11 protein-coding genes and 2 pseudogenes are annotated in these 11,276 nt (G+C 71.2%); 6 read left to right on the top strand and 7 right to left on the bottom strand.

The genetic code is table 11. From position 1 onward, the window contains the following. Positions 1 to 103: 103 nt before the first annotated feature. Complete coding sequence (gene lysS, locus BU52_RS05475) at positions 104 to 1,846, top strand: lysine--tRNA ligase (protein ID WP_037929081.1); 1,743 nt, start codon at positions 104 to 106, stop codon at positions 1,844 to 1,846. 66 nt (positions 1,847 to 1,912) lie between these two features. Here the strand turns inward: lysS and BU52_RS05480 are convergent, their stop codons facing one another. From BU52_RS05480 to BU52_RS05490, 3 genes are all read right to left on the bottom strand, one after another. Further along, positions 1,913 to 3,226, bottom strand: a complete 1,314-nt coding sequence (locus tag BU52_RS05480; protein WP_037929092.1) for a DUF2637 domain-containing protein — start codon at positions 3,224 to 3,226, stop codon at positions 1,913 to 1,915. Positions 3,227 to 3,313: 87 nt separating this feature from the next. Further along, positions 3,314 to 4,177, bottom strand: coding sequence for a DUF3558 family protein (locus BU52_RS05485; RefSeq protein ID WP_037929095.1), 864 nt, complete (start codon positions 4,175 to 4,177; stop codon positions 3,314 to 3,316). A 119-nt stretch (positions 4,178 to 4,296) separates the two neighbouring features. Further along, positions 4,297 to 5,118, bottom strand: a complete 822-nt coding sequence (locus tag BU52_RS05490) for a hypothetical protein (RefSeq protein ID WP_037929098.1) — start codon at positions 5,116 to 5,118, stop codon at positions 4,297 to 4,299. Between the two features lie 216 nt (positions 5,119 to 5,334). Here BU52_RS05490 and BU52_RS05495 point away from each other — a divergent pair, with 216 nt between their 5' ends. Then, entirely contained in the window at positions 5,335 to 6,528 is a 1,194-nt protein-coding gene (locus tag BU52_RS05495) for an RtcB family protein (protein ID WP_037929100.1), read from the top strand. Between the two features lie 202 nt (positions 6,529 to 6,730). Here BU52_RS05495 and BU52_RS35530 read toward each other — a convergent pair whose 3' ends face one another. The 3 genes from BU52_RS35530 to BU52_RS05505 form a co-directional block, all read right to left on the bottom strand. Then, positions 6,731 to 6,868 carry a hypothetical protein gene (locus tag BU52_RS35530; RefSeq protein WP_167343497.1) on the bottom strand — a complete coding sequence of 46 codons (138 nt, stop codon included), beginning with the start codon at positions 6,866 to 6,868 and terminating at the stop codon, positions 6,731 to 6,733. Beyond that, a complete protein-coding gene (locus tag BU52_RS05500) occupies positions 6,868 to 7,644 on the bottom strand; it encodes an SDR family NAD(P)-dependent oxidoreductase (protein ID WP_037929101.1) in 777 nt (258 codons plus the stop codon). Before BU52_RS05500 ends, BU52_RS35530 begins: the two co-directional genes overlap by 1 nt. Before the next feature lie 98 nt (positions 7,645 to 7,742). Beyond that, on the bottom strand, positions 7,743 to 8,078 hold the full coding sequence (locus BU52_RS05505; RefSeq protein WP_037929102.1) for a YnfA family protein: 336 nt from the start codon (positions 8,076 to 8,078) through the stop codon (positions 7,743 to 7,745). A 95-nt stretch (positions 8,079 to 8,173) separates the two neighbouring features. On the opposite strand from BU52_RS05505, the gene BU52_RS05510 reads away from it, so the two are divergent. Next, complete coding sequence (locus tag BU52_RS05510; protein ID WP_037929691.1) at positions 8,174 to 8,656, top strand: MarR family winged helix-turn-helix transcriptional regulator; 483 nt, start codon at positions 8,174 to 8,176, stop codon at positions 8,654 to 8,656. On the opposite strand, the pseudogene BU52_RS35890 reads toward BU52_RS05510, so the two are convergent. Next, positions 8,653 to 8,847 (bottom strand): annotated as a pseudogene (locus BU52_RS35890) (winged helix-turn-helix transcriptional regulator); the annotation flags it as partial. The gene BU52_RS05510 and the pseudogene BU52_RS35890 sit on opposite strands and share 4 nt — an antisense overlap. Between BU52_RS35890 and BU52_RS36175 the strand changes: the two are divergent. The 3 genes and pseudogenes from BU52_RS36175 to BU52_RS05530 all read left to right on the top strand — a co-directional run. Next, a pseudogene (locus BU52_RS36175) lies at positions 8,834 to 9,433 on the top strand (zinc-binding dehydrogenase); the annotation flags it as partial. The pseudogenes BU52_RS35890 and BU52_RS36175 overlap by 14 nt on opposite strands. A gap of 88 nt (positions 9,434 to 9,521) precedes the next feature. Continuing rightward, on the top strand, positions 9,522 to 10,616 hold the full coding sequence (locus BU52_RS05525; RefSeq protein WP_037929105.1) for an LLM class flavin-dependent oxidoreductase: 1,095 nt from the start codon (positions 9,522 to 9,524) through the stop codon (positions 10,614 to 10,616). Next, positions 10,613 to 11,221, top strand: a complete 609-nt coding sequence (locus tag BU52_RS05530; protein ID WP_037929107.1) for an FMN reductase — start codon at positions 10,613 to 10,615, stop codon at positions 11,219 to 11,221. Before BU52_RS05525 ends, BU52_RS05530 begins: the two co-directional genes overlap by 4 nt. Positions 11,222 to 11,276: the final 55 nt, after the last annotated feature.

The raw sequence follows: 11,276 nt of genomic DNA on the forward strand, positions 1-11,276 counted from the left end.
TATCCCACGCGGTGAAAAGCGGTTTTCGCGGATGCGGGCCGTCCTGGGAGAATGGGGCGGTCAGCCGTGCGACCGTACCGGCTGCCCGAGCAGAGAGAAGGACGTGCCGATCGTGGCTCAGAGCACCGAGACCACCGACTGGGTCTCCCGTTTCGCGGATGAGGTCATCGAGGAGTCGGAGCGTCGGGCCGCGGGCAAACCTGTTGTCGTCGCGTCCGGACTCTCCCCCTCCGGCCCGATCCACCTGGGCAACCTCCGCGAGGTCATGACCCCGCACCTCGTCGCCGACGAGATCCGCCGCCGCGGCCACCAGGTCCGGCACCTGATCTCCTGGGACGACTACGACCGCTACCGCAAGGTCCCGGCCGGTGTCGCCGGCGTGGACGAGACGTGGGCCGAGCACATCGGCAAGCCGCTCACCTCCGTCCCCGCCCCCAAGGGCTCCGCGTACCCGAACTGGGCCGAGCACTTCAAGGCCGCCATGGTCGAGTCGCTGGCCGAGCTGGGCGTGGAGTTCGACGGGATCAGCCAGACCGAGCAGTACACCTCCGGTGTCTACCGCGAGCAGATCCTGCACGCCATGAGGCACCGCGGCGACATCGACGCGATCCTCGACCAGTACCGCACCAAGAAGGCCCCCGCGAAGAAGCAGCAGCAGAAGCCGGTCGACGAGGCCGAGCTGGAGGCCGCCGAGGGCTCCGGCGCCGCCGCCGAGGACGACGGCAGCTCCGGCTCCGCCGGCTACTTCCCGTACAAGCCGTACTGCGGCAACTGCGAGAAGGACCTGACGACGGTCACCTCCTACGACGACGACTCCACCGAGCTGAACTACGCCTGCACCGCGTGCGGCTTCTCGGAGACCGTCCGGCTGAGCGAGTTCAACCGCGGCAAGCTCGTCTGGAAGGTCGACTGGCCCATGCGGTGGGCCTACGAGGGCGTGATCTTCGAGCCGAGCGGTGTCGACCACTCCTCGCCGGGGTCGTCGTTCCAGGTGGGCGGGCAGATCGTCGGCATCTTCGGCGGCGAGCAGCCGATCGGGCCGATGTACGCCTTCGTCGGCATCAGCGGCATGGCGAAGATGTCGTCGTCCCGGGGCGGCGTGCCGACCCCGGCCGACGCGCTGCAGATCATGGAGCCGCAACTGCTGCGCTGGCTGTACGCCCGGCGCCGGCCCAACCAGTCCTTCAAGATCGCCTTCGATCAGGAGATCCAGCGCCTGTACGACGAGTGGGACCGGCTCGACGCCAAGGTCGCCGACGGCAGCGTCCTGCCCGCCGACGCCGCCGCGCACTCCCGCGCGGTCCGCACGGCGAGCGGTGAGCTGCCGACGACGGCCCGCCCGCTGCCCTACCGCACGCTGGCCTCGGTGGCCGACATCACCGCCGGTCACGAGGACCAGGCCCTGCGGATCCTCAGCGAGCTCGACCCCTCCGACCCGCCGGCCTCGCTGGACGAGGCCCGTCCGCGGTACGACAAGGCCGAGGCGTGGATCAACACCCACGTCCCCGCCGACCAGCGCACCATCGTCCGCGCCGAGCCCGACGCCGACCTGCTGAAGTCGCTCGACGAGCGGGACCGGCAGTCGCTGCGGCTGCTGCTCGACGGCCTCGCGGACAACTGGTCGCTGGACGGGCTCACCCACCTCGTCTACGGCGTGCCCAAGGTCCAGGCCGGCTTCTCGGCCGACGCCACGCCCAAGGAACTGCCGGCGGAGATCAAGACCGCCCAGCGGTCCTTCTTCGCCCTGCTGTACCACCTGCTGGTCGGGCGGGACACGGGACCGAGGCTGCCCACGCTGCTGCTGGCCGTGGGGCAGGAGCGGGTGCGGGCGCTGCTCGGGGAGTAGCCGCCGGCACGACGACAGGGGGCGCCCGGTGTCCGGCCGGGCGCCCCCTGTCGTCGTGTGCGCGCCTTACGCGATGTGGTCCTCTTCCAGTTCCGCCGTGTGGCGCGCCTGGAAGCGCTCGGCGAGGACCTTCAGCTCGCTCGGGCTCAGGGTCGTGCCGTAGGTCGCCTGGATGTTGTCGCCGAGGACGCGGGGCGTGGGGTAGCTGCCGTCTATCGACTGCCGGAACACCTGGTAGAAAGCCTCCTCGCCCGGGTCGGCGGCAGGGGTGCCGCCGCCCTCCCCCAGCTCGCGGGTACGGCCGCCGGGAACCACGGGAATCGGGAAGCCGCCGGTCTCCTCCGGGGAGGGCTCCTGGAGCGGCGGCTCCTCCTGGTACTGCTCCTGGTACTGCTCGGCCTGCCGCTGCTCCGCGTACCAGCGGGCGTACTCCTCGTCGGGGTCGTAGGTGGGGTCGTAACCGCCGTGGTACTCGACGGTCTGCGGGTCACGGGCCTGCAGCCACGGATTGCCCGCGGTCTCCTCCCGGTGCCCGGGATTCCGGTGGCCCTCGAGTTCCCGGCGCTGCTCGCCGGGAGGCGCGGCCACCGAGCCCACCCGGGCCCCGGCGGCACGACCGGCCGCGGCCGTGTCCGCGCGGCCGCCCACGGATGTCTCCGCGGCCCCGGGCGCCGGGGGGAGCAGTGCGGGCTCTATGCCCGCCGCCGCCAGACCCGCCGGGGCCGTGTCGGCCAGGGGGACGCCGTACTTGGCGAGGCGCAGCGGCATCAGGGACTCGACCGGGGCCTTGCGGCGCCAGGCGCGGCCGTAGCGGGAGCGGAGACGGGCCTGGTACACCAGCCGCTCCTGCTCCAGCTTGATCACCTGCTCGTAGGAACGCAGCTCCCACAGCTTCATCCGCCGCCACAGCAGGAACGTCGGGCCGGGCGAGAGCAGCCAGCGGGTGAGACGGACACCCTCCATGTGCTTGTCGGCGGTGATGTCGGCGATCCGCCCGATCGCGTGCCGGGCCGCCTCCACGGAGACCACGAACAGCACCGGGATCACGCCGTGCATGCCCACACCGAGCGGATCCGGCCACGCCGCCGCGCCGTTGAAGGCGATCGTCGCCGCCGTCAGCAGCCACGCCGTCTGCCGCAGCAGCGGGAACGGGATGCGGATCCAGGTCAGCAGCAGGTCCAGCGCGAGCAGGACACAGATACCGGCGTCGATACCGATCGGGAAGACGTAACTGAAGTCACCGAAGCCCTTTTGCAGGGCGAGCTCACGGACGGCCGCGTACGAACCCGCGAAGCCGATCCCGGCGATGACGACCGCACCGGAGACGACCACGCCGATGAGAACCCGGTGCATCCGTGTCAGCTGCAGTGGCCCGGCCACCCGTACTCCCCTCCCAGTGCGTGTTGTTGCGCGCAACAGAGTGGCACATGTGTGCGGGAGACGGATGGCCGGTTCTGATTCAGGGGGTCAGCCCTTGGCGGCGGACGGCTTCGAGGCCGACGGCGACGCCTTGCCCGACGCCTTGCCCGACGGCTTGCCCGACCCGGAAGCGGACGGCGAACTGTCCGCCTCGCCCGCGCTGTTCGCCTTCGTCACCGAGGCCACCGCCTCCTTGGCGGCCTTCTGCGCGTCCTTCAGCAGGTCGTCGGCGTCCGGCGCCTTGTCACCGGCCAGACCCGCACCGTTGTAGTCCAGGGTGACGACCGCGTTCTCAACGCGTACCACCACCGTCTGCTGCTTGAAGGTGCCTTCCTTCTTCTTCAGGTCGTAGCGCACCGTCGTCGCCTCGTCACCGGTCCCGGAGAGCGGCTCCACCTTGGTGCCCTTCGCGCCCTCGGCGGACTGGGCGTCCCGCACCTGCTTGGCGTAGTACTCCTTGGCCAGCTTGTCGCCCGGCCCACGGGTGGTGTCCGAGTCGAAGCGCAGCAGCGACACGTTCAGCCAGCGGAACTGCGACCCCTTCACACCGTTGTTGTCGAGGCTGCTCCAGGAACAGCTGGCACGCGTGGAGAGGTCGTCCGAGCTGCCCTCCTTGCCGGCCTTCGCCTCCGGAGCCAGATCCTCCAGGGTCTTCTTCGACAGCACCCCACAAGCCTCGGGGAGCTTCTTGTACGCCGCCGCCTGCACGGTCGGGGACGGGCTCGCGGACGTCGACGCGGAGGCGCCGGCGCCCTTGTCCTTGCCGTCGTCGGAGCCGGAGTCCGAGGAGCAGCCGGCGGCGATCAGCATCACCGGGACGGCCGCGGCGCAGACAAGGACGCGGGTGAGACGCTTCGCTCGCTGGTCAGCCGGGTCTCGCTGTGCTCGTCGCTGCATGGTTCCTTCACTCATGACGCTCGTGTTCCCTGCGGTCTGAACGGGGTCCGAGGGGTCACGGTACGCGGTGAGCCACCCGCGCGGTCCCTCTTCGCCCGCTTCGCGCACGGGGACGCAGGGGCGGCGAACGGTGCTCAGCCGCTCAGTGAATCGGCCAGCTCGGACGCCAGTTTCCGTGCCCTGTCCTGCATTTCCTTGCTGTCCGGCACGGCGCCGACGGTCATCGGCTGCTCCGCGTACTCGACGGTCACGATCACATTGGACGTGCGGAACGCCACAGTCACCGTGCGCTGCCGGGCGGTCGAACCGGAGCTGTCCAGCTCGTCGTCGAGGAACGCCTCGTCGCCCAGGTCCTCCAGAAGACGCGGCTGGAGCTCGGTCGGGCCGGCGGACGGCGAGGCGGCGGAGGAGGAGGCGGAGGACGAGGCCGAGGAGGACGGCGTCGAACTCGCCTCACCGGACGGGCTGATGGAGGGCGTGCCGGACTCCGTGGTCGTCACCGTCGGCTCCGGGAGCCGCGCCGCCACCTGCTTCGTCGCGAAGAGCTGCCCGGCCTGGGCGTCGTCGCTGACGGCGTTGTCGTAGGAGACGACCCGTTCCAATTCGACCAGCAGGTGGTCGGTCGCTTCGGCCGACTCCACCTTCCAACGGCAGCCCACCTTGCGGTCGGTGTCGTAGGTGAGGGTCGCCTCGCCCGCGTACGCCTTCTCGCGCTGCGCCTCGTCCGCCATCTCCCCAAGCCCGGGGAGGAGTTGGCCGAGCGTGGTGTCGTCGACCGCACCGCAGGGCTCGGGGAGTGTGGCGTACCGTCCGGGCTGGGCCGCCTGGGTCGCCGTACCGGCGCTCCCCGGGTTGGAGTTGTCCGACTGGCCGCCGTCCTCGGCACTGCCGGTGCAGCCGGCCAGCACGGCCGCCAGGAGCGCGGCGACGCCGGGTACGTACGCCCTCCGCTGCACGGTCGGGCTCCTCTCGACGGTGGGTGCGGGACGGTGCCCGCCGGGTCCTCCCAAGTGTCCCCGCTGGTTAATCGCTTGCCGCAGGGGGGCGCTCTTCGCAGACAATGTGTATCGCACGCACTGCCGTGGACGCCGGTCCGTCATCCCTTTCGTCGACCTTGGCGCCGGTTTTGCGCTTCGATACTTCTGTTGGTTTTCCGGGGGAATGGGGACGTTGTGTCGTACGTGGAAGTGCCCGGCGCGAAGGTGCCGATCCGCATGTGGGCGGACCCGGCGACGGTGAAGGAGGGCGCCCTCCAGCAGCTGCGGAACGTCGCCACCCTGCCGTGGATCAAGGGCCTGGCCGTGATGCCGGACGTGCACTACGGAAAGGGTGCGACGGTCGGGTCGGTCATCGCGATGCGCGGTGCGGTGTGCCCGGCGGCGGTGGGGGTCGACATCGGCTGCGGGATGTCGGCGGTGAAGACGTCCCTGACGGCGAGCGACCTGCCCGGCGACCTCTCGCGGCTGCGCTCGAAGATCGAGCAGGTCATTCCGGTGGGCCGTGGCATGCACGACGACCCGGTCGACCCCGGCCGGCTGCACGGCTTCGCGACGGGCGGCTGGGACGACTTCTGGACCCGGTTCGGCGGGGTGGCGGACGCGGTCAAGTTCCGTCAGGAACGCGCCACGAAGCAGATGGGAACGCTCGGCGGAGGGAATCACTACATCGAACTTTTGTTCGATGATGTCGGCTCCGTGTGGCTCACCCTGCATTCCGGTTCCCGGAACATCGGCAAGGAGCTCGCCGAGCATCACATCGGCATTGCGCAGAAGCTGCCGCACAACCAGGGCTTGGTCGACCGCGACCTCGCCGTCTTCATAGCGGACACCCCGCAGATGGCGGCGTACCGCAACGACCTCTTCTGGGCGCAGGAGTACGCGAAGTACAACCGCTCGATCATGATGGCGCTCCTGAAGGACGTGATCCGCAAGGAGTTCAAGAAGGCCGGACCCACCTTTGAGCCGGAGATCTCCTGCCACCACAACTACGTGGCGGAGGAGCGGTACGAGGGCATGGACCTGCTCGTGACCCGCAAGGGCGCCATCCGCGCGGGTGCGGGTGAGTACGGGATCATCCCAGGCTCCATGGGTACCAGCTCGTACATCGTGAAAGGGCTCGGCAGCGAGAAGGCGTTCAACTCGGCGTCGCACGGCGCGGGTCGGCGAATGAGCCGGAACGCGGCGAAGCGGCGGTTCACCGTGCGGGACCTGGAGCAGCAGACGAGTGGGGTGGAGTGCCGGAAGGACTCCGGTGTACTGGACGAAATTCCGGGAGCGTACAAGAACATCGACCAGGTGATGGAGCAGCAGCGTGATCTCGTCGAGGTCGTGGCGAAGCTGAAGCAGTTCGTGTGCGTGAAGGGTTGAGGCGCGGGGCCCTGAGATCCAGGGCCCCGCGGTCGATCACTGACTCGCTGTGCTCGCCGCCAATCCGTTTCGTGGGCGCCACCGGCGGATGAGGCAACTCTTCTCCGTGCGGCCGAGCACCGAGGCGGCCTCTGTGAGCCGCTGCGCGTACGAACGGAGCGTGACCCTCAGCCTCGTGGGATTACGGGACGACCTCTTCGGGCTACTTCGCGTGGGTCACCGCGTAGATCATGACGAAGGCCACGATGTGGATGCCGAAGAGGAAGTAGGCGAGGTAATACCAGACGTAGCGTTCGCGCTTCTTCTCCAGGGCCAGGCGGCGTTGTTCGGGGTCGGGCATCAGGGCTCCCGGTGGACCTTGGTGTTGGACGCCTGGGCGCGCGGGCGGACGACCATCAGGTCGATGTTGACGTGGGGCGGGCGGGTCACCGCCCAGGTGATGGTGTCGGCCACGTCGTCCGCGGTGAGGGGCTCCGCGACGCCCTGGTAGACCCTGGAGGCCTTCTCCGCGTCGCCGCCGAAGCGGGTGAGGGCGAACTCCTCCGTCCTGACCATGCCGGGCGCGATCTCGATGACGCGCACCGGGCGGCCGACGATCTCCAGGCGCAGGGTCTCGGCGAGGACGTGGGCGCCGTGCTTGGCGGCGACGTAGCCCGCGCCGCCCTCGTAGGTGGCGTGGCCGGCGGTGGAGGAGACGACGACGACCGTGCCGTCGCCGCTCGCGTCCAGCTTGGGGAGCAGGGCCTGGGTGAGGTGGAGGGTGCCGAGGACGTTGGTCTCGTACATGGTGCGCCAGTGGTCCGGGTCACCGGTGGCGACCGGGTCGGCGCCGAGTGCGCCGCCGGCGTTGTTGACGAGGACGCCGACGGTCCTGAAGGCGGTGGCGAACTCGTCGACGGCGGCGCGGTCGGTGACGTCGAGGGGGTAGGCCGTGGCCGCGTGGCCGGCGGCGGTGAGCTCCTCGGCGAGCGCCTCGATGCGGTCCTTGCGCCGGGCGGTGAGGACGACGCGGTATCCGGCCTCGGCGAGCCGGCGTGCCGTGGCGGCCCCGATTCCGCTGCTCGCGCCCGTGACGACGGCGATGCGGGACGCGGCGGGCGGTGCGGCGGTGGCCATGGGCTGCTCCTCGGCGATCGGGGCGGATCGGGCACGACACGCACTCCCCGCCGTGCCCGGCCAGCATAAGCGGGGCCGATGGGGTGATGGCGGGGGCATCAGCCGTTGCGCGGGGCCCACATGATCACGGCCATTCCGGCGAGGCAGACCAGTGCGCCGGTGATGTCCCAGCGGTCCGGGCGGTAGCCGTCGGCGACCACACCCCACAGGATCGAGCCGGCGACGAAGATGCCGCCGTACGCCGCGAGGACGCGGCCGAAGTGGGCGTCGGGCTGGAAGGTCGCGACGAAGCCGTAGGCGCCGAGGGCGAGGACCCCGCCGGCCGCCCACAGCCGGCCGCGGTGTTCGCGCACGCCCTGCCAGACCAGCCAGGCGCCGCCGATCTCGAGCAGCGCGGCGAGGACGAACAGGGCGGCGGAGCGGAGGATGAGCATGCGTGCAGCTTCGCATCCGGGTACGTCACCTGATGGACGGCGCCTGGTACGGGCCGTGGGTGGGATACATCCGCAGGAGCGGAGAGGAGTCGCGCATGCCGGAGACCGGGCGGGCCGGGCTGCTGGCGGAGCTGGCCGTGGTGTCCCGGCGCTCCATGGCGGCCCACGCCCTGTTCAACCAGGCGCTCTCCGACCACCTGGGCCTGCACCCCACCGATCTGCAGTGTCTGAACCTGCTGACGCTGGAGGGCGGCCCGGTGGCCACGGGCCGGGTCGCGGAGCTGACGGGGCTGACGACCGGCTCGGCGACGCGGCTGGTGGACCGGCTGGAGCGGGCGGGGTACGTGGTGCGGGAGCGGGACGCGGGGGACCGGCGGCTGGTGCTGGTGGCGGTGGTGCCGGAGCGGGCCACCGAGTTCGGGCGGGTGTGGGAGCGTCTCGGCGGCGGCTGGTTCGCGCTCTTCGAGGATCTGGACGATGCCGAACTGGCCCTGTTCATCCAGCACATGAGGCGTACGACGGAGTTCAGCGCGGAACAGGCGGCCCGGCTGCGGTCGGGGCAGGTCCCGGAGGGTTAGCCGGTCTCGGCGTCGTGGCGTTCGCGGGCGCGGTGCACCTCGTCGAAATGGGTCTCCGCCCAGTCCTTCACGGCGTTGAGGAGTCCGCTGAGGCCGGTGCCGAGCGGGGTGAGCTCGTAGTCGACGCGGACGGGGACGGACGGGGTCACCGTGCGGGTGAGGAGACCGTCGCGTTCCAGCGAGTACGTGGTCGTCCCGGCGGACGCGGTGGCGCGGGCACCGCGCGCGGCCGACGCGGCGCACGCGGCGACGCTGCCGCTGAACGCGCTCACGGCCGCGCAGGCCCTGGATCTGCTGGCGGTCCCCGAGGGCGGGTCACTGCTGGTGACGGGTGCCGCGGGCGCGGTCGGCGGGTACGCCGTCCAGCTCGCCGCGCACCGGGGGATCGCCGTCACCGCCCTGGCCCGGGAGGACGACGAGGAGCTCGTGCGCTCGCTCGGCGCCGCGCGTTTCACGGGCGGCGCGGTGGGGGCGCGGAGCGTCGACGCGGTGCTGGACGCGGCGGTGCTCGGGGAGCGGGCGCTCGCGTGGGTGCGGGACGGGGGTGCCTACGCGGGTGTGATCCCGCACGCGGAGCCGGCGCCGGAGCGCGGGGTGCGGGTGGCCGCCGTGGAGGTGGCCGCCGACGGGGCCCGGCTGGCGGAGCTGGTGCGGCTGGTGGACGAGGGAGTGCTGACGCTCCGGGTCGCGGAGACGTATCCGCTGGCCGACGCGGTGAAGGCGCACACGCGGCTGGCGGAGGGCGGGGTGCGGGGGCGGCTGGTGCTGGTGCCGTAGAGGGTCCGGCCGGGGGTGGAATAGGGAGGGGCGGGGCGTCGTTCCAGGGGTATAGTTGAAGCGTAAACAACCTGGAGGGTGAGTGGCCATGCAGTTCGGGATCTTCAGCGTCGGGGACGTCACTCCCGACCCGACCACGGGGCGCACCCCGACCGAGCGCGAGCGGATCAAGGCCATGGTCGCCATCGCGCTGAAGGCCGAGGAGGTGGGACTGGACGTCTTCGCGACCGGTGAGCACCACAACCCGCCGTTCGTGCCGTCCTCGCCGACCACCATGCTCGGCTACATCGCGGCCCGCACCGAGCGGCTGGTCCTCTCCACCTCCACCACCCTGATCACCACCAACGACCCGGTGAAGATCGCCGAGGACTTCGCGATGCTCCAGCACCTGGCCGACGGCCGGGTGGACCTGATGATGGGCCGCGGGAACACCGGCCCGGTCTACCCCTGGTTCGGCCAGGACATCCGCCAGGGCATCAACCTCGCCGTCGAGAACTACGCCCTCCTGCACCGGCTGTGGCGCGAGGACGTCGTCGACTGGGAGGGGAAGTTCCGCACCCCGCTGCAGGGCTTCACCTCCACGCCCCGCCCGCTGGACGGCGTCCCGCCGTTCGTCTGGCACGGGTCGATCCGCTCGCCGGAGATCGCCGAGCAGGCCGCCTACTACGGCGACGGCTTCTTCCACAACAACATCTTCTGGCCCGCCGATCACACCAAGCGCATGGTCGAGCTGTACCGGGCCCGGTACGCCCACTACGGGCACGGCAGGCCCGAGCAGGCGATCGTCGGCCTGGGCGGCCAGGTGTTCATGCGGAGGAACAGCCAGGACGCGGTGCGTGAGTTCCGGCCCTACTTCGACAACGCCCCGGTCTACGGGCACGGGCCGTCGCTGGAGGAGTTCACCGAGCAGACCCCGCTCACCGTGGGCTCCCCGCAGCAGGTCATCGAGAAGACGCTGTCGTTCCGCGAGTACGCCGGTGACTACCAGCGCCAGCTCTTCCTGATGGACCACGCGGGCCTGCCGCTGAAGACCGTGCTGGAGCAGCTCGACCTGCTGGGCGAGGCGGTCGTGCCGGTGCTGCGCGAGGAGTTCGCCAAGAGGCGCCCGGCCGGCGTGCCGGACGCGCCGACCCACGGTTCGCTGCCGGCCGGCGCCAGGAAGAAGGAAGGAGCGCGGGCATGAGGCTCGTCGTCGTATCGGCCGGACTGAGCGTGCAGTCCTCCACCCGGCTGCTCGGCGACCGCCTGGCCGCCGCGGCCGCCGGGCGGACCCCGGCCGACGTCCAGGTGATCGAGGTGCGCGACCTCGCCGTCGAGATCGCGCACACCTTCACCAACGGCTTCCCGGGCCGGGCGCTGACCGCCGCCTTCGAGACGGTCGCGGCCGCCGACGGGCTGATCGTGGTCACCCCGGTGTTCTCGGCTTCCTACAGCGGGCTGTTCAAGTCGTTCTTCGACGCGCTGAGCGTCACCGACGAGGGCGCCCTCGCCGGGAAGCCGGTGCTGATCGCCGCCACCGGCGGTACGGCGCGGCACTCGCTGGTCCTCGACCACGCGATGCGCCCGCTGTTCTCCCACCTCCGGGCCGTCGTCGTCCCGACCGGCGTCTACGCCGCCTCCGAGGACTGGGGCGCCGAGGGTCTTGACGGGCGTGTCGAGCGGGCGGCCGGGGAGCTGGCGGCGCTGGTGCCGGGGCTGTCCACCGCCCGTCCACAGCCTCGGCGGGACTCCTTCGAGGACGTCACCCCGTTCGAGGAACGGCTCGCCGCGCTGCGGCCCGCCGGGTGAGATACGGGTAAGAAGCCGGCCCCGGTGCCGTCCGCCGGGGCGGGGAGTCCCGGGC

It is taken from the genome of Streptomyces toyocaensis (assembly GCF_000725125.1).
GTDB lineage: Bacteria > Actinomycetota > Actinomycetes > Streptomycetales > Streptomycetaceae > Streptomyces > Streptomyces toyocaensis.

Excerpts from the sequence above, each read along its gene's own strand:
- BU52_RS05530 (WP_037929107.1), top strand. The coding sequence starts at position 10,613 with ATGAGGCTCGTCGTCGTATCGGCCGGACTGAGCGTGCAGTCCTCCACC.
- BU52_RS05485 (WP_037929095.1), bottom strand. The coding sequence starts at position 4,177 with ATGAGTGAAGGAACCATGCAGCGACGAGCACAGCGAGACCCGGCTGAC.
- BU52_RS05500 (WP_037929101.1), bottom strand. The coding sequence starts at position 7,644 with ATGGCCACCGCCGCACCGCCCGCCGCGTCCCGCATCGCCGTCGTCACG.
- BU52_RS35530 (WP_167343497.1), bottom strand. The coding sequence starts at position 6,868 with ATGCCCGACCCCGAACAACGCCGCCTGGCCCTGGAGAAGAAGCGCGAA.
- BU52_RS05505 (WP_037929102.1), bottom strand. The coding sequence starts at position 8,078 with ATGCTCATCCTCCGCTCCGCCGCCCTGTTCGTCCTCGCCGCGCTGCTC.
- BU52_RS05510 (WP_037929691.1), top strand. The coding sequence starts at position 8,174 with ATGCCGGAGACCGGGCGGGCCGGGCTGCTGGCGGAGCTGGCCGTGGTG.
- BU52_RS05525 (WP_037929105.1), top strand. The coding sequence starts at position 9,522 with ATGCAGTTCGGGATCTTCAGCGTCGGGGACGTCACTCCCGACCCGACC.